The sequence below is a fragment of the Hansschlegelia beijingensis genome (genome assembly GCF_014196425.1).
Classification (GTDB): domain Bacteria; phylum Pseudomonadota; class Alphaproteobacteria; order Rhizobiales; family Methylopilaceae; genus Methylopila; species Methylopila beijingensis.
In genome coordinates, this window is the sequence record NZ_JACIDR010000006.1 from 66,385 (window position 1) to 86,034 (window position 19,650).

General features: G+C 70.2%; 16 protein-coding genes. 6 read left to right on the forward strand and 10 right to left on the reverse strand.

Translation table 11 applies throughout. The features are described 5' to 3' along the window. The first annotated feature begins 155 nt into the window (after window positions 1-155). Complete coding sequence (locus GGR24_RS15565) at window positions 156-2,024, forward strand: ABC-F family ATP-binding cassette domain-containing protein (protein ID WP_183396303.1); 1,869 nt, start codon at window positions 156-158, stop codon at window positions 2,022-2,024. After that, a complete protein-coding gene (locus tag GGR24_RS15570) occupies window positions 2,021-3,253 on the forward strand; it encodes a YeeE/YedE thiosulfate transporter family protein (RefSeq protein ID WP_183396304.1) in 1,233 nt (410 codons plus the stop codon). The genes GGR24_RS15565 and GGR24_RS15570 overlap by 4 nt, the downstream gene beginning before the upstream one ends. On the opposite strand, the gene GGR24_RS15575 is transcribed toward GGR24_RS15570, so the two are convergent. From GGR24_RS15575 to GGR24_RS15585, 3 genes are all read right to left on the reverse strand, one after another. Further along, the gene (locus GGR24_RS15575) at window positions 3,250-4,752 is read right to left on the reverse strand and encodes a S10 family peptidase (protein ID WP_183396305.1); all 1,503 of its coding nucleotides are present in this window, start codon (window positions 4,750-4,752) and stop codon (window positions 3,250-3,252) included. The two genes, GGR24_RS15570 and GGR24_RS15575, sit on opposite strands and share 4 nt — an antisense overlap. An 80-nt stretch (window positions 4,753-4,832) precedes the next feature. Next, window positions 4,833-5,276: a DNA polymerase III subunit chi gene (locus tag GGR24_RS15580; protein WP_183396306.1), complete on the reverse strand. Its 444-nt coding sequence runs from the start codon at window positions 5,274-5,276 to the stop codon at window positions 4,833-4,835. A gap of 92 nt (window positions 5,277-5,368) precedes the next feature. Then, entirely contained in the window at window positions 5,369-6,892 is a 1,524-nt protein-coding gene (locus GGR24_RS15585; protein ID WP_183396307.1) for a leucyl aminopeptidase, read from the reverse strand. Between the two features lie 523 nt (window positions 6,893-7,415). Here GGR24_RS15585 and GGR24_RS15590 point away from each other — a divergent pair. The 4 genes from GGR24_RS15590 to rsmA all read left to right on the forward strand — a co-directional run bounded on the left by GGR24_RS15590 (window position 7,416) and on the right by rsmA (window position 12,890). Next, entirely contained in the window at window positions 7,416-9,953 is a 2,538-nt protein-coding gene (locus tag GGR24_RS15590) for an LPS-assembly protein LptD (RefSeq protein WP_183396308.1), read from the forward strand. Window positions 9,954-10,132: 179 nt separating this feature from the next. Then, entirely contained in the window at window positions 10,133-11,020 is an 888-nt protein-coding gene (locus tag GGR24_RS15595) for a SurA N-terminal domain-containing protein (RefSeq protein WP_343066272.1), read from the forward strand. A 2-nt stretch (window positions 11,021-11,022) separates the two neighbouring features. Then, window positions 11,023-12,051, forward strand: a complete 1,029-nt coding sequence (gene pdxA / locus GGR24_RS15600; protein ID WP_183396310.1) for a 4-hydroxythreonine-4-phosphate dehydrogenase PdxA — start codon at window positions 11,023-11,025, stop codon at window positions 12,049-12,051. After that, entirely contained in the window at window positions 12,048-12,890 is an 843-nt protein-coding gene (gene rsmA / locus GGR24_RS15605) for a 16S rRNA (adenine(1518)-N(6)/adenine(1519)-N(6))-dimethyltransferase RsmA (protein WP_183396311.1), read from the forward strand. Before pdxA ends, rsmA begins: the two co-directional genes overlap by 4 nt. 9 nt (window positions 12,891-12,899) lie before the next feature. Here the strand turns inward: rsmA and gmk are convergent, their stop codons facing one another. From gmk to fabD, 7 genes are all read right to left on the reverse strand, one after another. After that, entirely contained in the window at window positions 12,900-13,571 is a 672-nt protein-coding gene (gene gmk, locus GGR24_RS15610; protein WP_183396312.1) for a guanylate kinase, read from the reverse strand. Window positions 13,572-13,576: 5 nt separating this feature from the next. Further along, window positions 13,577-14,467: a YicC/YloC family endoribonuclease gene (locus tag GGR24_RS15615; protein ID WP_183396313.1), complete on the reverse strand. Its 891-nt coding sequence runs from the start codon at window positions 14,465-14,467 to the stop codon at window positions 13,577-13,579. Between the two features lie 109 nt (window positions 14,468-14,576). Beyond that, window positions 14,577-15,917, reverse strand: a complete 1,341-nt coding sequence (mltG, locus tag GGR24_RS15620; protein ID WP_343066273.1) for an endolytic transglycosylase MltG — start codon at window positions 15,915-15,917, stop codon at window positions 14,577-14,579. A 101-nt stretch (window positions 15,918-16,018) separates the two neighbouring features. Next, window positions 16,019-17,284: a beta-ketoacyl-ACP synthase II gene (gene fabF / locus GGR24_RS15625; RefSeq protein WP_183396314.1), complete on the reverse strand. Its 1,266-nt coding sequence runs from the start codon at window positions 17,282-17,284 to the stop codon at window positions 16,019-16,021. A 59-nt stretch (window positions 17,285-17,343) separates the two neighbouring features. Beyond that, a complete protein-coding gene (locus tag GGR24_RS15630; RefSeq protein ID WP_131001824.1) occupies window positions 17,344-17,586 on the reverse strand; it encodes an acyl carrier protein in 243 nt (80 codons plus the stop codon). 255 nt (window positions 17,587-17,841) lie between these two features. Further along, window positions 17,842-18,579, reverse strand: coding sequence for a 3-oxoacyl-[acyl-carrier-protein] reductase (gene fabG, locus GGR24_RS15635; RefSeq protein ID WP_183396315.1), 738 nt, complete (start codon window positions 18,577-18,579; stop codon window positions 17,842-17,844). A 14-nt stretch (window positions 18,580-18,593) separates the two neighbouring features. After that, the gene (gene fabD / locus GGR24_RS15640; RefSeq protein WP_183396316.1) at window positions 18,594-19,553 is read right to left on the reverse strand and encodes an ACP S-malonyltransferase; all 960 of its coding nucleotides are present in this window, start codon (window positions 19,551-19,553) and stop codon (window positions 18,594-18,596) included. Window positions 19,554-19,650 lie beyond the last annotated feature (97 nt).

Below are 19,650 nucleotides of genomic sequence, written 5' to 3' on the forward strand. Positions count from 1 at the left end.
CGGCTTTGCCGCGAGGAGGGAGAAGGATGGCTTATGCCCGCAGGAGCGGCCATCCCGGACGCGCGGGCGCGAAAGTCCCCTCGCCTTTCCCACAGACCGGCTCCGCGCCTGCGCCTCTTGCGGCGCAGCAAGGCACGCGGCACAAGGAGGCCGTCATGCTCCACGTCAACGACCTCACCTGCCGCGTCGCGGGACGCGTGCTGCTCGATCATGCGACCGCCGCGCTGCCGGACGGCGCGCGCGTCGGCGTGGTCGGCCGCAACGGCACCGGCAAGACCACGCTGTTCAAGCTGATCGCCGGCGACCTGCATCCGGACGACGGCTCGGTCTCGATCCCGAAGGGGACGCGCATCGGCCGCGTCGCGCAGGAGGCCCCCTCGGGGCCCGAGGCGCTGATCGACGTGGTGCTGGCGGCCGACCTCGAGCGCGCCGCCCTGCTCAAGGAGCAGGAGACCGCGACCGATCCGGACCGGATCTCCGACATCATCACCCGGCTGATCGACATCGACGCCTACGAGGCGCCCTCGCGGGCCGCCAAGATCCTGTCGGGCCTCGGCTTCGACGAGGCGGCGCAGCAGCGGCCCTGCTCCGACTTCTCCGGCGGGTGGCGGATGCGCGTCGCGCTCGCGGCCGTGCTGTTCTCCGAGCCCGACCTGCTGCTGCTCGACGAGCCGACGAACCATCTCGACCTCGAAGGCACGCTCTGGCTGCAGGACTACCTGGCCAAGTATCCGCGCACCGTGCTGGTCATCAGCCATGACCGCGACCTGCTGAACGCCTCCGTCGACCACATCCTGCACTTCGACAACGGCAAGCTGACCGTGTGGAAGGGCAATTACGACGCGTTCGACCGCATGCGGCGCGAGAAGCTCGCGCTCGACCAGAAGGCCGCCAAGGCGCAGGCCGAGGAGCGCGCCCGGCTCGAGGCGTTCATCGCGCGCTTCAAGGCGAAGGCCTCCAAGGCCACCCAGGCGCAGTCGCGCGTTAAGCGCCTGGCGAAGATGCAGCCGATCGCGGCGGTCATCGAGCGCAGCGTCGTGCCGTTCCGGATCCCCGAGCCCGACAAGGAGCTCGCCCCGCCGCTGATCGCGCTCGACGGCGTGTCCGTCGGCTATGGCGACCGCACCATCCTGCACAAGCTGTCGCTGCGCATCGACCCCGACGACCGCATCGCCCTGCTGGGGTCGAACGGCAACGGCAAGTCGACCTTCGCCAAGCTGCTCGCCGGCCGGCTGCAGCCGAGCTCCGGCCGGGTCAACAAGTCGGAGAAGATCCTCGTCGGCTTCTTCGCCCAGCACCAGGTCGAGGACCTCAACATCGAGGGCACGCCCTACGACCACATCCGCGCCCGGATGCCGACCGCGAACGAGGCGCAGGTGCGGGCCAAGGTCGCGCAGATCGGTTTTACGGGCGACCGCGCCAACACGGTGGTGGGCAAGATGTCGGGCGGCGAGAAGGCCCGCCTCGCCTTCGGCCTGGCGGTGTTCGAGGGCCCGCATCTGCTGATCCTCGACGAGCCGACCAACCATCTCGACATCGACAGCCGCGAGAGCCTCGCGCAGGCGCTCAACGAGTTCCCGGGCGCGGTCATCCTCGTCAGCCATGACCGCCATCTGCTCGACGCGACCGCGGACCGGCTGTGGCTGGTCGCCGACGGCGACGTCCGTGCCTTCGAGGGCGACCTCGACGACTACCGCCGCTTCATCCTCTCGGCCGAAGGCTCCGGCCGCGCCTCGAAGAAGCCCGGCGGCGGCACCGGCAAGTCCGCCGAGGCCGCCGCGAAACGCCCCGACGCCGGCACGCTGAAGAAGAAGATCGCCGCGCTCGAGGAGTTGATGGGCCAGTGCGCCCAGGAGCTCGCGCGCATCGACGGCGAGCTCGCGGCCGGCGGGGGCTTCCCGTCGAAGCCGCAGAAGGCGGCCGAGCTCGGCCGCAGGCGCGACGAGGTCGCCCGCGCTCTCTCCGAGGCCGAAGAGACATGGCTCGCGGCGAGCGCGGACTATGAGGAGGCGGCCGCCGCGTGACGCGGCCGCTTTTTCCGAAGCACCTTTCGGTCCCGCGGCCGCGCGCCGCCGGGCTCGTGATCGCCGCCGCCTCGATCGCGACCGCCGCCCTCGCCTTCCACGACGGCGGCCTGCTGCCCCGCGCCTGGGCGCTCGCCGCCGGAATCGTGTTCGGCGTCGCCCTGCAGCGCGGAGAGCTGTCGCTGGTGCGCGCTTGGCGCGACCTGCTGATCCTGGGCGACGCCGGCCAGCTGTTCGGCTTTCTGAGCGCGCTCGCGGTCGCGGCGGCGCTGACGCTTGGCGGCCTCGCGCTGATGGGCCACGCGGCGCCGCCGGAGGCCGCGCGGATCGGGCCAGTGAGCTGGCTGCTGCCGGTCGCGGGCCTCGTGTTCGGGGTCGGCGCGGTGATCGCCCGCGGCGGCGTGATGGTCCACATGCGGCGGCTGAGCGAAGGCTCGCTGGTCGCGGCGCCGGCGCTGCTCGCGATCTTCGTCGGCTTCCTGGCCGGGCTGGCGACCTGGCCGTGGTCGTACCGCACCGCGATCGCCGACGCCCCTGCGCCCTGGCTCCCCGAGTTCTTCGGGCTCTGGCCGACGCTGCTCCTTCAGCTCGCCGCGCTCGGCCTCTGCGCCGCCGCGCTGTGGCGCTGGCGTCCGCGGAAGGCGCCCGACCGCCGGACGCTCGCGGTCCGCCTGCTCGTCGAGCCCTGGCCGGCCGCAGCGGCAGGCGCCGTGCTGGGCGGTCTCGTGGCGCTCAGCTACGCGGCCGGCGAGCCGCTCGGCCTGATCGGCGAATGCGCGGCGGTCGCGCGCCGGCTGGGCGCGGCTCTCGGCCTGCTGCCCGACGCGCTGCCGGGGCTGGACGACGGCGTCGCCGGCTTCGAGCTGTCAGCGGCGGGTTTCGATCTCACGGGCGACGTGCTGGTGCTGTTCGGCTTCTTCGCCGGAGCCTTCGCGGCGGCGCTCTCCTCGGGCCGGTTCGCGCCGGCGACCGCGAGCTTCCGCGACGTCGTCGAGATGGTGGTGGGCGGGTTCCTGGTCGGCTGGGGCGCCATGACGGCCCTCGGGGGCCTCACGGGCGAGGCGGTCGCGGGCGTCGCGGTCGGCGCCGGGTCCGGCTGGTGCTTTTTCGTGTTCGCGTCGCTCGGGGTCGCGCTGGCCCTGCGGTTCGACCGGCGCGCGCCGGTGACGCACCCGGGCCCGGAGCCGACGGACGCGCCCGAAGACGCGCCCGACCCGTTCGCTCCCTAGCGGCCCGTCGCCTGATAGAGCGCCCGCGCGTCCTTCTCGAACGCCGCCCGCGAGCCGTCCCGGGTGTAGAACATGTGTCCGCCCGGATAGACCTTCAGCGCCACCCTGCCCGGATCGCCGAAGGCCGGAAGCTGGTCCAGAACCATCTTGGATTCCATGTAGGGCGTGACGAGGTCCGTCGCGCCGTGCGCGACCAGCATCCTTATCTTCGGATCGAGCGCCAGCGCCTCGCGCAGGGCGTCGACGGCCTCGGGGGGACTCTGCCGGTCGCCCCAGCGCCACTTGCGGCTGACCTCCGGGTTCAGCAGCTCGTAGCGCCGGTCGACCCGGTAGCCCATGTCACGGGCGTAGAAGTCGACGGCCGCGCTGGTGAGCGGCGCGCGCGAGCCGTCCAGGATCGGGTCGTCGAAGGTCATCCGCGCCGCGTGCGGGCGCGGATCGAAGTCGGTGACGTTGGCGTCGTAGAGCGAGCCCACAAGGCCCTTCGGGCGGTCCAGCTCCCGCACGAAGGAGTGGATGTCGATGCGCCCGCCGAGCTGCCTGACGAAGGCGGGATCGAGCCCGGTGAGCTCCGAGACGCGCGCCACGATCCGGTCGACCGCCTCCGGATCGCGGGGGCCGCGCAGAAGATCCGCGAGATACTGCCCGGTCGCGTAGCTCTCGACGTCGGCGAGGTCCGCGCGCGTCACCGGCCCCTTCCGCTCGCGCGCCGTGGCGGCCATCGAGGGCAGCAGGTTCACCCACGGGATCGGCGACGTCTGCTCCGCCTGCCTGAGGCCGAAATCGAGCACGGGCGAGATCGCGATCAGGCCCCGGACTCCGACGCCCTCCTTCGTCTGCAGCGCCCGGGCGACCCGCGGCACGCGGAAGCCGCCATAGCTCTCGCCCGCCAGATAGACCGGCGAGATCAGCCGGTTCTTCGCCGCGAGGTGCTTCGCCACGACTCGCGCCAGCGCGTCGATGTCGCCGTCCACCGACCAGAAGTTTCTCTGCGTCTCGTCCGAGCCAAGCGAGCGGCTGTAGCCCGTCCCCACCGGATCGACGAAGACGAGGTCGGTGAAGGCGAGCCAGCTCTCCGTGTTGTCGCGGAGGATTGGCGGCGGGTCGGAGGGCGTGTTCCCCTGATTGCCGAACTGCACGCGCCTCGGGCCGAGCGCGCCGAAGTTGAGATAGGCGGAAGCCGCGCCCGGCCCGCCGTTGAAGGCGTAGGTGATCGGACGGGTCGCGGGGTCTTCGCGGTTGAGCGTGTAGCTCGTGACCACCACCTCGGCGATTCGCTCGCCCTTCGGGTCGCTGAGCGGCACCGCCTCGACGCTCGCCGTGTAGGACAGCGTGTCGCCGCCTATGACGGCGTTCTGCTTGGAGGTGACGTCGGCCGGCAGGCCTCCGGGCTTCGGCTCCGGAATCGGCCAGGGCGTGTCGTCCGCCCGGAGCGGAGCGCCGACTGAGAGGACGACGAGAAAGGCGGCCGCCGCGGCCCGGACGATTGCTGGGGTCATCCGCGGAAGGTGGAGCGCCCGCGCCACAAGACGAGGGGCCTCACGAGCTTGTCGGCGCCGAGCGGCCGGCCGCACCGCCGTCAGGCCTCCCGCTTCCATCGTCCATCCTCGGCCTGCCGCCAGTAGGTGACCTCGTGGCCCGCCGACTTGAGCGTGCGCCATTGCGCCCGGGTGGCGTCGAGCGCCTCGGGATCATGGCCGTCGAACAGGATGAGGGCGCGGGCGTAAGACGCGAGATCCGGCGGCTGCGCGCCGTCCACCAGAACCCGCACATGGGCGCCGTTCGGGTTGAGCTCGGTGGTGGTGAGCCAGATCGTCTCCTCCGCGCCGTCGCCGTCGGCGGCGTGCGGGAGAAAGCTGTCGTCCGAATAGGTCCAGAGCGCGTCGTCGAGCGCGGCGATCCGCTCCGGCGCGGCCGCCTGCACGACGACCTTCCACTTCCGCTCCAGGCATTTCTCCAGCAGCGCCGGAAGGGCCTTCTCGAGCGGCTGGCTGGTCATCTGGTAGAACAGGACTTCGGTCATGCCCTGCCCCTTCGCCTCACGCGATGACCTTCTGGAGTCAGGCTGCTTCGACGGCCGGCGGCGACCCGCCGCGCCGCCGCCGCGGGTTCACCTCAACCCTCGTAGTAGTCGCTCACCAGCCGGTCGAGCAGGCGCACGCCCCAGCCCGAACCCCAGCTCTTGTTGATGTCCGTCGCGGGCGAGCTCATGCCGGTGCCGGCGATGTCGAGATGCGCCCAAGGCGTGCCATTGACGTGGCGCTTGAGGAACTGCGCCGCGGTGATCGAGCCGCCATGCCGGCCGCCGGTGTTCTTCATGTCCGCGAAGCGCGAGTCGATGAGCTTGTCGTATTCCGGGCCCATCGGCATGCGCCACACGGTCTCTCCCGTGGCCTTGCCGGCCTTGAAGATGTGATCCGAGAGCGCGTCGTCGTTCGAGAACAGGCCGGCGTGGTCGATCCCCAGCGCGATCAGGATGGCGCCCGTCAGCGTGGCGAGGTCGATCATGAACTTCGGCTTGAAGCGATCCTGGACGTACCAGAGCACGTCCCCGAGCACGAGGCGGCCCTCGGCGTCGGTGTTGATCACCTCGATCGTCTGGCCCGACAGCGAGGTCAGGATGTCGCCCGGACGGTAGGCGGCGCCGTCCGGCATGTTCTCCACCACGCCGATCGCGCCGACCACGTTGGCCTTGGCCTTGCGGGACGCGAGCGCGTGCATCAGGCCGACCACGCAGGCCGCGCCGGCCATGTCGCCCTTCATGTCCTCCATGTTCGCGCCCGGCTTGATCGAGATGCCGCCGGTGTCGAAGATCACGCCCTTGCCGACGAAGGCGACGGGCTGCTCGCTGCTGTCCTTGGCGCCGTTCCAGCGCATGATGACGACGCGGCTTTCCTGCTCGGAGCCCTGGCCGACCGCCAGCAGCGCGCCGAAGCCCGCCTTCCTGAGCGCCTTCTCGTCCAGCACCTCGACCTCGACGCCGAGAGCCTCGAGCTCCTGGGCGCGCCTGGCGAACTCCTTCGGCGTCAGCACGTTCGGCGGCTCGTTCACCAGCGTGCGGGCGATCTCGACGCCTTCCGCGAGGCCTTCCTTGGCCTTCCAGGCCTTCTTGGCCGCGCCGTCGTCGGCGACCGCGAGCGTGACCTTCGCGATCGGCTGCGGCTCGTCGTCCTTCTTCTTGGTCTTGTAGGTCTCGAACACATAGCTGCGCAGCCGCAGGCCGACCGCGAGGTCGGCGGTGGCGGCGAGATCCGGAGCGACGGCGCCGGCCCCTTCGACCATGACCACGACGCCGTCCGCCGTGGCGGGCAGCTTGCCGCGGATCTGGCCGCCGAGCTTGACCCAGTCGGTCGGCTCCTTGCCGTCGCCAAGTCCGACGACGATCAGACGGTCGACGTCGGCGAGCGCCGGCGCCAGCATCTCGAAGCTCTGCCCGGCCTTGCCCTTGAACCGCTCGGCCGCAGCCGCCCGCGCCACCGCCGCCTCGACCGGCGCCAGAAAGGCTGCGGTCGAAGCCCCTAAAACGAGGTCCGGCGCGGCGAAGACGACCACCACGCCCGAGGCTTTCGCATCGAGCTTCTGGAACCCGATCTTGAGCGGGTGAGCGTTCTGCGTCGTCGGCTCGGAGTGCTTGGACATCAGGACTCGCTCCTGCGGAAAGGGATCAGCGTCGCCGTGGATGGCTGAGGTAACGCGAACTTCAGGGTGTTTCCTCTATACGACACGTTCGTCACGTTCCAGCGTCGCCCGGCGCCGGAGGCTGGAACGGCCTTGCATTGGCGGCGCCGCAGCCTCCAAGCTCTCGGCGGGGAAGCGTCCGCACGTCGTATCGGGTCAGCATGAGAACGGTGGGTCCGTATGGAACGAAGCTCGAGACGGGCTGCGGGACACGGCTGTCCGGCGTCGAATCGAGCCTGATCCGCCGGACGCCGGCGCGGGCCGGACCCCTGCGGCGATCTGCGTCCCTCTCGGATTTGAGCGGGTCGGCCGCGGCGGGCGAATTCAAGTGGCGCCCTGACGGCCTTCGTGCTTTATCTCGCCACCGAGTTCGCCGGCGTATCGGGGGCGGCCGGACTCGTTTGTTCGGCGTCCGCCGTCATTCTGTTGTCCGCCCTCTTCCTGCGCCGAAACAAGCGGCGCCCCAGCCGACGAGGGAGGACGGATGACGCTCGCGCCGCGCGCCGCCTCACGCCGGTCAGGCGCCGTTCTCGCCGCCTTCTTGCTAGCAAGCACCGCCGTCGCGCTCGCGACAGGCGGAGCGTTCGCGCAAGGCGCACAATCGAGAAACGAGCTCATCCCGCCGCAGCCCCACAATGCGGGCAAGAAGCACGAGCCCGGCCTGCTCTCGTCGAAGTCGAAGCCCGTGGTCGCGGGCTCAGAGAAGAAGAACGGCCTCGGCCAGCGCGATCCGAACGCGCGCATGGTCATGGAGGCAAAGGAGCTCGTCTACGATTACGACAAGGAGGTCGTGACCGCGGTCGGCGGTGTCGACATCTATTACGACGGCCGCGCGCTGCAGGCGGATCGGGTCGCCTACGACCAGAAGCAGAACCGCGTCCGCGCCTACGGCAACGTGAAGTTCACCGAGCGCAACGGCGACGTCGCCTATGGCGACACGATGGACGTCACCGACGACTTCAGGGACGGCTTCGTGACGCCGCTGAGGGTCGAGACCACCGACCGCACGCATTTCGCCGCCGTCAACGGCCGGCGCGAGAACGGCAACCTCATGGTGTTCGACCGCGGCGTCTACACCGCCTGCGAGCCCTGCCGGAACAATCCGGAGAAGCCGCCGCTGTGGCAGATTCGCGCGAAGCGGATCATCTGGCGGCAGGACGAACAGACGATCTACTACGACAACGCGACCTTCGAGCTGTTCGGCAAGCCGATCGCCTGGCTGCCCTACTTCTCGAGTCCGGACCCGACGGTGAAGCGCAAGTCCGGCGTGCTCGCGCCGAGCCTGACCCGGTCGGGCCGCGTCGGCTACGGAATCGAGATTCCGTACTACTGGGTCCTGTCGCCCGAATCCGACCTGACGCTGAGCGCGATGGCGACGTCCAAGCAGGGCGTCATGCTGAAGGGCCACTATCGCCAGCAGCTGATGGACGGGGCCTATTCGATCCGCGCGGCGGGGATCCACCAGCTCGACTCGAAAGAGTTCAACGGCAAGGTGCCCCCCGGCTACACGGACGCCGGCCTGAGCGTGGGATCCGGCGACAAGGACAACCGTTGGGCCTTCCAGACCAAGGGCCAGTTCGACATCAACGAAAAGTGGTCCTGGGGCTGGGACATCAACGCGCTGTCCGACAAGTGGGTGCGCGGCGACTATGACCTCTGGGGCTCGCGCACCGACGCCACGTCCACGCTGTTCCTGACCGGCCAGGGCGACCGCAGCTGGTTCGAGCTCCGCGGCTACAGGTTCTACGGGCTCACGCGCTACGACCGGCAGGACCGCCTGCCCTGGGTCGCGCCGGTGCTCGACTACAACTACACCTTCGAGAATCCGGTCGCCGGCGGCGAGCTGTCGTTCGACATCAACGCCACCAACCTGTACCGCGAGGAAAGCGACTACGCCCGCTACCTCAAGCGGAGCAGGCCGCGCACGGACAATGCGCTGGTCGGCGCTGCGGGAACCTACAGCCGGCTCTCGGGCGACATGGAGTGGCGGCGCCGCTTCATCGATCCGATCGGCCAGGTCTGGACGCCGTTCGCCTTCGTGCGCGGCGACCTGATCTACACGAAGCCCGATTACGATCCGGCCATGCCGGCCTTCCTCGACCACGAGCAGGACGTGCTGCTGCGCGGCATGGCGGGCGTCGGTCTGGAGTATCGCTATCCGTTCATCGCGGTGAGCTCGTTCGGCACGCATCAGATCGAGCCGATCGCGCAGGTGATCTTCCGCCCGAACGAGGGCCAGGTCGGCAAGCTTCCCAACGAGGACGCCCAGAGCCTGCTGTTCGACGACACGACCCTGTTCGCGTGGAACAAGTTCTCCGGCTACGACCGCATCGAGGGCGGCAGCCGGGCGAATGTCGGCGCCCAGTACACGCTGACGGCGGACTCAGGCGCCAGCGTCAGCATGCTGGTCGGCCAGTCCTTCGCGCTGTTCGGCAAGAACTCGTTCGACCGGCTGGACCCGACCCGGATCGGTCCGGACTCCGGCCTCAGCAGCAAGCGCTCGGATTATGTCGGCGGCCTGACCATCGTGCCGAACGAGCATTTCGGGCTGGCGAGCCACATCCGGCTCGACGAGGACAGCTTCGCCCTCCGCAGCGCCGAGGTCGAAGCCCGAGCGACCTTTGAGCGGGTGCAGGCCAATCTGATCTACGGCCGCTACGAGAAGGCGCCCCTGCAAGGCTATGACGATATCCGCGAGGGCATTCTTGGCGGCGCCCGCGTGTTCCTCACGCAGGACTTCTATGTCGAGGGCGGGGCCCGCTACAATTTCGAGCGGGACGCCTTCGATCGCACTCAGGTCGGCTTCGGCCTGAACGACATCGCCCAGTGCCTGTCGTTCGGCTTCAGCTACATCCGCCAGGTCGACAACTCGGCGGATTCGGTGAGGCTCTCGCAGGTCGACAACAAGTTCCTGGTGAAGCTCGACTTCCGCACGCTCGGCTCGGTGGGGGTCTCCACCAGCAGCAAGTCGAACCTCGACCCCGACATGTTCGGCTCGCACGCCTCCTCCTTCGCCCCCTGACGCCGTCGGCGCGGACGCGCCACAAAAATCCGCGAGCCGGGCGTCATCAAGGGCGTCCGGAGGCCTTCGCAATGTTGACGGCGGCGGGCGGAACACTGAAAACGGCCCGGGCCCGGACTGGCGGGCATCGAAACAACGGGAACCGCATGTCCAGCTTTACGCGTCTTCGGCTCCTTCAGGTGACAGTCGCGGCGGCCTTCGCGGCGGCCCTGTCCTGCGTCGCTCCGGCCAGCGCCCAATCGATCGCGGTTGTGGTCAACGGCCAGCCGATCCTGACCAGCGAAGTGCAGGCGCGCCTTGCGCTTATGAAGCTGTCCGGCGGCAAGGCGAGCGTCGAGGCGGCGCGTGACGAACTGATCGAGGACAAGCTCAAGGTCACCGAGGCGAAGCGCTACGGCATGGCCGCCGATCCGGCCCAGGTCGAAGCCGCCTACGCCTCTATCGCCGGGCGCATGAAGCTCACGCCGCAGCAGTTCACGCAGGCGATCCAGCAGCGCGGCGTCAGCGCCCAGACCCTGAAGGACCGGATCACCGCCGAGCTCACCTGGGCGCAGCTCGTCCGGCGCAAGTTCGCCGCGCAGATCGCCGCGCGCGAGCAGGACTACATCGGCCAGGCGGCTGGCAAGGCCGACAACAAGGCCATCCAGTACACGCTCAGGCAGGTGGTGTTCGTCCTGCCGAAGGGCGCGAGCGACGCGCAGGTCGCGCAGCGCCGCGCCGAGGCCATCGCCGCCAAGAGCCGCTTCCCCGGCTGCGACCAGGCGGTCGCGTTCGCGTCCAAGCTTCGCGACGTCGCGGTGCGCGACCCGGTCGTCCGCTCCAGCGGCGCGATGGGCAAGGAGCTCAACGACATCCTGGCGAAGGTCAGCATCGGCGGCCTCACCGAGCCGCAGCGCAGCGACGACGGCATCGAGATGATCGCGGTCTGCGCCCGCAAGGACATCGCGGACGACAGCGTGTTCAAGCAGCAGGCGATGGATCAGGCGAGCGGCAAGCAGGTCGAGGAGCAGGCCAAGAAGTATCTCGAGCAGATCAAGTCGCGGGCGATCATCCAGGTTCGCCGCTGAGCATGGCGGGCGAACGCCGCCCGGAAGCGCCGCTCGCCCTCTCGATGGGCGAGCCGGCGGGCGTCGGGCCGGAGCTCGCCCTCGCCCTCTGGTCCGCCAGAGGCGCGCGCCGGACACCGCCATTCGTGGCTGTCGGAGACCCCGGGGTGTTCGCGTCGCGGGCGGCGCTCCTCGGGATCGATCTGCCGCTTGCCGAGACGGAGCCGGAGGCGGCGCCTGCGCTGTTCCCCGACCGTTTTCCGATCTACCCCGTGGGCGCGCCATGTCGGGCCGAGCCGGGCCGGGCCTCCGTCGAGGACGCCGCTTCCGTCATCGCCGCGATCCGTGAAAGCGTCGAGCTGGTCCATGGCGGCCGCTGCTCCGCCCTGGTCACCCTGCCGATCGCAAAGGCCCCGCTGGTCGAATCCGGCTTTCCGCATCCGGGCCACACGGAATATCTGGGCGCGCTCGCGGAATCGCTGTGGGGAGCGCCGTCGCGCGCCGTCATGCTGCTCTGGTCCGAGGCGCTTGCGGTGGTTCCCGTGACGGTCCACATCCCGCTCGCCGAGGTTCCCGTCCGGCTGACGGAGGACGCCATCGTGGAGACCGCCCGGATCGTTGCGGCCGACCTGCGCGACCGCTTCGGCGTCCAGGCGCCGCGATTGGCTGTCGCCGGACTCAACCCGCATGCCGGAGAGAACGGCGTGCTTGGTCACGAGGACGAGGCGATCGTCGCGCCCGCCGTGCGCCGCCTGCAGGCGGAAGGCATAGACGCCCACGGTCCCCTGCCGGCGGACACGATGTTCCACGCCGCCGCCCGCGCGCGCTACGATGTGGCGCTCGCCATGTATCATGACCAGGCGCTCATCCCGGTGAAGACGCTCGCCTTCGACACCGCGGTCAACGCGACGCTCGGCCTGCCCTTCGTGCGGACGTCGCCCGACCACGGCACGGCCTTCGACATCGCCGGCTCCGGGACCGGCGATCCCGGGAGCCTGCTCGCGGCGCTGCGGCTGGCCCAGCGGCTGACCGGCGGGCCGGCGTCGGCGTGAGCCCGATCGACGATCTGCCGCCGCTGCGCGAGGTCATCCGCCGCCACGAACTGGCGGCGAAGAAATCGCTCGGCCAGAATTTCCTGCTCGACCTCAACCTCACGGCCCGCATCGCGCGCGCCGGCGGACGGCTCGAAGGCGTGACGGTCGTCGAGGTGGGCCCGGGCCCCGGCGGACTGACGCGGGCGCTGCTGGCCGAGGGCGCGAAGCGCGTCGTGGCCATCGAGAAGGATTCGCGCGCGCTCGGCGCCCTCGCCGAGATCGCTGCCCGCTATCCGGGGCGGCTCGACGTCATCGAGGGCGACGCGCTCGAAGTCGACATGGCGGCCCTCGCCGGCGAAGGTCCGGCGCGGGTCATCGCGAACCTGCCCTACAACATCGCGACGCCGCTGCTGACCGGCTGGGTCGCCGCCGACCGCTGGCCCCCCTGGTGGGACGGGCTGACCCTGATGTTCCAGCGGGAGGTCGCCGAACGCATCGCCGCCAAGCCTGGAGACGAGGCCTACGGCCGGCTCGCCGTGCTCTGCGGGTGGCGCTGCGAGACCAGCATCGCGTTCGACGTGAATCCGCAGGCGTTCACGCCGCCGCCCAAGGTGACCTCCTCGGTGGTCCGGCTGACGCCGCGCGAGGCCCCCCTGCCCTGCGCGGTCCGCGATCTCGAGGCCGTCACGCAGGCGGCGTTCGGTCAGCGCCGCAAGATGCTGCGCCAGAGCCTGAAGAGCCTTGGCGACGCCGCAGCCTTGCTCGCGGAGGCCGGCATCGAGCCGACCCGGCGGGCGGAGGAGATCCCGGTCGACGGCTTCGTGGCGCTCGCCAACGCGCTGGGCGCCCGGCGCTAGCCGGTCGCCTCAGGACGGCTGCAGGTCCGCGAGATCCTTGACGAGACCCGCCGCGAAATCGGTGATCGCCGGCTGGCGGGCCCGGCGAACCCGCTCGGCGTGGAGCACGGCGCGCAGTTCGTTCAGGCAGCGCTCGAAATCGTCGTTGATGACCGCATAGTCGTATTCGTCGACATGGCCGATCTCCACCGCGGCGTTGCGCAGGCGGCTTGCGATCACCTCCGGCGAGTCCTCCGCCCGCCGTTCCAGCCGCGAGCGAAGCTCCGCGGCGGAGGGCGGCAGCACGAAGACGGTGGCGACGTCCGCGCGCATCTTCTCGCAGACCTGCTTGGTGCCCTGCCAGTCGATGTCGAACAGCACGTCGCGGCCTTCCGCCAGCGCCTTCTCCACGGGCTCGCGGGGGGTGCCGTAGCAATTGCCGTGGACCTCGGCCCACTCAAGCAATTCGCCGGCGTCCTTCATGGCGTCGAACTCGCGCTGCTTGAGGAACCGGTAATGGACGCCGTCTGCCTCGCTCGGGCGCCGCGCGCGCGTGGTCGCGGAGATCGAGAGCGTGATCTCGGAATCGGTGTCGAGGAGCGCGCGCGTAAGGGTCGATTTTCCCGCGCCGGACGGCGAGGACAGGATCAGCAGCACGCCACGACGCGGAAGCGCCGCAAGCTGCTCGGACGGCGGCGTCATCTCGGTCACTCCACGTTCTGGACCTGCTCGCGGAACTGCTCGACCACGGCCTTGAGCTCAAGGCCGATCGCGGTCAGCGAGCGATCGTTCGACTTCGCGCAGAGAGTATTGGCCTCGCGGCTGAACTCCTGCGCCAGAAAATCCAGCCGGCGGCCGACGGCTCCGCCTTCAGCAATCAAGGCGCGCGCCGCCTCCACGTGCGCGGCCAGCCTGTCGAGCTCCTCGCGCACATCCGCCTTGGTGGCGAGCAGCACCGCCTCCTGGTGCAGACGGTCAGGGTCGAGCGCCGCCCCGCTCCCGACCAGCGCCGCCACCTGCTCCGCGAGCTTGCGTCGCACCGCCTGAGGCGCGCGGGCCGGACAGGCGTCCGCGCGCATCGTCAGTTCGGCGATCGTCGTGAGCCGCTGGTCGAGCGTGGCGGCGAGCGCCGCCCCTTCGCCCGCCCGGGCCTGCGCGAGAGCCTCCAGGGCGGCCCGGAAATCCGCGATCAGCGCCGCTTCGAGGCGCGCGCGGTGCTCAGGGTCGTCGCCGGCTTCGACGAACTCCACGACTCCGCGCTGCGCCAGCAGGCCGTCGACCGTCGGGGGCGCCGCGCCCGGCACGCGGGCGGCCACGGCGGCGGCTGCAGCCAGAACCGCCTGGAGCGCATCCTCGTTGATCCTGACCTCGGCCCGCGTCATCGCCCGGTCGAGCGTGAGCGACGCCTGCACCGCGCCCCGCTTCAGCAGCGCCGCGGCTTCTCCTCGAGCCGCCTGCTCGACGCCCTCATAGCCCTGGGGGAGACGAAACCGCAGATCCAGGCCTTTGGCGTTGACGCTGCGCAGCTCCCAGGTCCAGCGCGCGCCGTCCAGGCCGCCCGCTGCGCGCGCAAAACCGGTCATGCTGGCGAGGACCATTGGCGACCTTTCCATCAGAGGAGGACGACGAGAGGCGTTCTTTGAGCACAGAGCCGCCGCGACCGCGAGCGCGGACGACGAGAATCCCCAGCGCGCGCGGATTAATCGGCTAGGGCCGACGCGGCTTGCGGGGCTCGTTCTTGGACGGGGGCGTGGACGAAGAGGCGGCCGCGCCGGTCTCGTCGGGGTCGACCGCGCCGCCGGCTTCCGGCGCTTCGGCGGCGGCGTCGTCAGGCGTCAACCGATCGGCCGGCGCGCCGCTGGCGCGCTCCAGCTTCCGCCACTTCGCCACGTTGCGGTTGTGCTCGACGAGCGTCGGAGCGAAGGCGTGCCCACCGGTGCCATCGGCCACAAAGTAAAGGTCGCGGGTTTCGGGCGGCTGGGCCGCCGCCTTCAGCGCGTCCCGTCCGGGGTTGGCGATGGGCCCCGCCGGCAGTCCCGAAACCACATAGGTGTTGTAGGGCGTCTTCGAGCGGATATCGGTGCGATTGAGGCTGCGGCCCAGCGTGCCCCGGCCGCCCACGAGGCCGTAGACGATCGTCGGATCGGACTGCAGGCGCATGCCCTTCCTGAGCCGGTTCGCGAAAACCGCCGCCACCCGCGGCCGCTCCTCCGGGATGCCTGTCTCCTTCTCCACCAGCGAAGCCAGGATGATCAGGTCCTGGGGCGTCTTCACGCCGGGGATGGGCTTCCGATCCTTCCAGATCTGCGCCACCGCCTCCTTCTGATGCTGCTGCATGCGGGCGATGACCTGCTCGCGCGAGGTGCCGCGCACGAAGTTGTAGGTCTCGGGCAGCAGGGTGCCCTCCTCGGGGATCTCCTTGATCTCCCCGGTCAGCAGCGGATGGTCGCGCAAGCGCTCGACGATCTGAAGACTGGTGAGGCCTTCAGGGATCGTGATCGGGTGCTCGATCGACTTTCCGGAGGCGAGGATGTCCATCGCCTCATGCATGCTGACGCGAGCCGGGAAGGCGTATTCGCCGAATCTCAGCCGATCATGCACGCCATAGGCCCGGACGCCGATCTCGAACACCCGGGGGTGCTCGATCACGCCGGCGCGCTGGAGCGAGTCGGCGATGTCCGCCACGCCCTGGTTGCGCGCGATCATGACCGTGGTCTCGGCCGCGAGCGGGCCCGGGCGCTCGAAGAGCGACTTGCCGTAGTAGAGCGCGCCGCCGGCGCACAGCGCCAGCAGGCTGAGGAAGGTGAACAGACCGCTCAGATAGCCGACAAGCGCGCTGTCGCGCCGCCGACGCCGACGCTTGCCTGCGGCCGGGGAGACGGCGGGGCGCTCGACGCCGTCGGAAGCGGGAGCCGCAGCGTCGCCGCCGGCGGGCTGAGGCGACGGGTTCGAGGAGACGAGCCGCGGCCGAGGCGGAGGCGCGCCGGCGCCGCCGCTGGCGCCCCCAATGCTTCCCTTGGGATCCGGTGGGGCGCCCTCGCTCGACACAGTCGGTCCTCCTCTCGCCAGGTCAGACGTCCGCCCTGGCGGTTCTCGCGCGAAGCTCGGCCGGGATTATGGCGAAAGCCGCCACGGCCGCCCGGAACGTGTCAGGCGGCGTAGCGCCGGAACACGAGCGACGCGTTGGTGCCGCCGAAACCGAAGGAGTTCGACAGGGCGACGTCGATGGACAGCGGCTTCGCCTTGTGCGGAACCAGGTCCAGCGCGGTCTCGACGGACGGGTCATCGAGATTGAGGGTCGGAGGCGCCACCTGGTCGCGGATCGCGAGCACGGAGAAGATCGCCTCGACCGCACCGGCGGCGCCGAGCAGATGGCCGATCGCCGACTTGGTCGACGACATGGTGATCTTGCCTGCGGCGTTGCCGACCAGCCGCGTCACGGCGCCGAGCTCGATTTCGTCGCCGAGCGGCGTGGAGGTGCCGTGGGCGTTGATGTAGTCGATCTCGCTCGGCTCCACGCCGGCGCGCTTCAGAGCCGCTTTCATGCAGCGGAAGGCGCCGTCGCCGTCCATCGCCGGCGCGGTGATGTGATAGGCGTCGCCCGACATCCCGTAGCCGACCACTTCGCCGTAGATCTTCGCGCCGCGGGCCCGCGCATGCTCGAGTTCCTCGAGCACCACGATGCCCGCGCCCTCGCCCATGACGAAGCCGTCGCGCAGCTTGTCGTAGGGACGCGAGGCGCGCTCCGGCTCGTCGTTGAACGCGGTGGAGAGCGCGCGGCAGGCGGAGAAACCCGCCACCGCGATCCGGCAGATCGGAGATTCCGCCCCGCCCGCGACCATCACGTCGGCGTCGCCGAGCGCGATGAGGCGCGAAGCGTCGCCGATCGCGTGAGCGCCGGTCGAGCACGCCGTCACCACGGCGTGGTTCGGCCCCTTCAGGCCATGACGGATCGAAACCTGGCCGGACGCGAGGTTGATCAGCCGCCCAGGGATGAAGAAGGGCGAAATCCGCCGCGGCCCCTTGTCCCGAAGGATGTGGGCCGCCTCCTCGATGCCCTGGAGACCGCCGATCCCGGAGCCGATCAGCACGCCTGTGGCGCAGCGATCGTCCTCGGTCTGCGGCGCCCAGCCGGCGTCGGCCAACGCCTCTTCGGCCGCCGCCATCGCGAAGGTGATGAAATCATCGACCTTGCGCTGCTCCTTCGGCTCCAGAACCGCGTCCGCGTTGAAGGTGCCTTCGGAACCGTCGCCACGCGGAATCACGCCGGCGACCTTGGCGGGAAGATCGTCGACCTGGAACTGGTCGATCTTGCGGAGACCGCTCTCTCCCGCGATCAGCCGGCGCCAGACTGTCTCGACCCCGGCGCCCAGCGGGCAGACGATGCCGAGACCCGTGACGACGACCCGCCTCACGTCGTCGCCCCGAACGACAGAACCTCGTACAGCGTCATTCGCTTAGCCCTCGCTCAGGCTCAGGCCTGAGCGGCGTTCTTCTCGAGAAAGCGCGTCGCGTCGCCGACCGTCAGGATCGTCTCCGCCGCGTCGTCCGGAATCTCGCAGCCGAACTCTTCTTCGAACGCCATGACGAGTTCGACGGTGTCGAGGCTGTCCGCGCCAAGGTCGTCAATGAAGCTGGCGTTCTCGGTCACCTTCTCGGCGTCAACGCCGAGATGCTCGATCACGATCTTCTTCACGCGTTCGGCAATGTCGCTCATCGTTCTCAATCCCTGGCTAGTTCCGTTCGGAAGATCGTCCCGCCGGACAGACGATCCGGACAGTTTCGTCCGGTCGCGATTCCCCCGGGCGGGCTTTTTGAAGGCGCAGCGCAGTCCGGGCAACGTTTTTTGTCGAAACCGTCGCCGGATGCGGAAAATAAAGCACGCCGAGCGGGGCGCTATCCCCTCAAGACGGCCGGGTTCGTAGCATGATCCCAACACCCGCGCCAGACGCCCGGCGCGGCTCGGAATCCGTCAGATCATCGCCATTCCGCCGTTGACATGCAGGGTCTGGCCCGTCACGTAGGCCGCTTCGCCGCTTGCGAGATAAACGGCGGCCGCAGCCACGTCCGGGCCGACCCCGAAGCGGCCCGCGGGGATGCGCTCCAGCGCTCCGGAGCGCTGCTTTTCATTGAGCGCGTCCGTCATCGGGCTCTCGATGAAGCCCGGCGCGATGCAGTTCACGGTGACGTTACGGCTCGCCACCTCGGCGGCGAGCGACTTCGACATGCCGATCAGCCCGGCCTTCGAGGCCGCGTAGTTGCCCTGCCCCGGGTTGCCGGTCACGCCAACCACGGAGGTGATTCCGATCAGCCGGCCATAACGGCGCTTCATCATGCCCTTCAGGGCCGCGCGATAAAGCCTGAACCCGGCGGCGAGATTGACCGCGATGACCTCCGCCCACTCTTCGTCCTTCATGCGAAGGAAGAGGTTGTCCCGCGTCACCCCGGCGTTGTGGACGAGGATGTCGAGCCCGCCCAGCGCGGCTTCGGCCTCGCCCGGAAGGGCGTCTACGGCTGCTTCATCCTTGAGGTTCGCGGGCAGCACATGGGCGCGCTCCCCGAGTTCGGCGGCGAGCGCCTCCAGCGCTTCGCGCCGGGTGCCCGAGAGCGCTACCGTCGCCCCCTGGGCGTGCAGCGCGCGGGCGATCGCCCCTCCGATGCCGCCGGTCGCGCCGGTGACGAGGGCGTAGCGGCCCGTGAGATCGAACATGGCGGTCCTCCGGATCAGACGACGGTCGCGAACAGGCCTTCGGCGCGGATGCGCTGGACGTCTTCGGGCGAGCCGACCGACTCGCCCGACGCTTCCGCGGCCACCCGCTTGACGAGGCCCGACAGGACCTTGCCCGCGCCGACCTCGATGAAGCGCGTGACGCCCGCGCCGGCCATGAACGCCATCGACTCGCGCCAGCGTACGGCGCCCGTGACCTGCTCGACGAGCCGGGCGCGGATCGCTTCCGGATCGGTCAGCGGGCTGGCGGTGACGTTGGCCACGACGGGCGCGCGCGGGGCGCTGATCTTCACGCCGGCGAGCGCCTCGCGCATCGCCTCGGCGGCAGGCTGCATCAGCGCGCTGTGGAACGGCGCGGACACGGGCAGCAGCACGGCGCGCTTGGCGCCCCTCGCCTTCGCGATCGGCAGAGCGCGTTCGATCGCCGCCCTCGTTCCCGAGATCACCACCTGGCCCGGCGCGTTGTCGTTCGCCGCCTGACAGACCTCGCCTTCCGCCGCTTCCTCTGCGACGGCGCGAGCGGCGTCGAGGTCCAGCCCCAGCAGCGCCGCCATGGCGCCCTCGCCGACCGGCGCCGCCTTCTGCATGGAGTCGCCGCGAATCCTGAGGAGCCGCGCCGCGTCCGGCACCGCAAGGCTGCCGGCGGCCGCAAGCGCCGAATACTCGCCGAGCGAATGACCGGCGACGAACGCGGCGTGCCGCGCGACGTCCAGCCCGGCTTCCGCCTCCAGCACCCTCAGGGTCGCGAGGCTGACCGCCATCAGCGCCGGCTGGGCGTTGGCGGTGAGGGTGAGCTTGTCCTCCGGCCCTTCGAAGATCGTCGTGGAAAGCGACTCGCCGAGCGCGGCGTCGACCTCTTCGAACACCGCGCGGGCCGAGGCGAATGTGTCCGCGAGCGCCCGGCCCATGCCGACCTGCTGGCTTCCCTGGCCCGGAAAGATCAGAGCGATGCTCAAAGCGCGTGTCCCGTGTAATGGAGGCGGCTGCAAAGCAGGCGCGCGCCCGGGCTGTCAAGCCACGGCCCGCCGAGCGGGCGCGAGCCGCCTTGTCTTG

Excerpts from the sequence above, each read along its gene's own strand:
- pdxA (WP_183396310.1), top strand. The coding sequence starts at position 11,023 with ATGGCGGGCGAACGCCGCCCGGAAGCGCCGCTCGCCCTCTCGATGGGC.
- GGR24_RS15630 (WP_131001824.1), bottom strand. The coding sequence starts at position 17,586 with ATGAGCGACATTGCCGAACGCGTGAAGAAGATCGTGATCGAGCATCTC.
- GGR24_RS15575 (WP_183396305.1), bottom strand. The coding sequence starts at position 4,752 with ATGACCCCAGCAATCGTCCGGGCCGCGGCGGCCGCCTTTCTCGTCGTC.
- GGR24_RS15580 (WP_183396306.1), bottom strand. The coding sequence starts at position 5,276 with ATGACCGAAGTCCTGTTCTACCAGATGACCAGCCAGCCGCTCGAGAAG.
- GGR24_RS15565 (WP_183396303.1), top strand. The coding sequence starts at position 156 with ATGCTCCACGTCAACGACCTCACCTGCCGCGTCGCGGGACGCGTGCTG.
- GGR24_RS15590 (WP_183396308.1), top strand. The coding sequence starts at position 7,416 with ATGACGCTCGCGCCGCGCGCCGCCTCACGCCGGTCAGGCGCCGTTCTC.
- GGR24_RS15615 (WP_183396313.1), bottom strand. The coding sequence starts at position 14,467 with ATGGTCCTCGCCAGCATGACCGGTTTTGCGCGCGCAGCGGGCGGCCTG.
- gmk (WP_183396312.1), bottom strand. The coding sequence starts at position 13,571 with ATGACGCCGCCGTCCGAGCAGCTTGCGGCGCTTCCGCGTCGTGGCGTG.
- GGR24_RS15585 (WP_183396307.1), bottom strand. The coding sequence starts at position 6,892 with ATGTCCAAGCACTCCGAGCCGACGACGCAGAACGCTCACCCGCTCAAG.
- fabG (WP_183396315.1), bottom strand. The coding sequence starts at position 18,579 with ATGTTCGATCTCACGGGCCGCTACGCCCTCGTCACCGGCGCGACCGGC.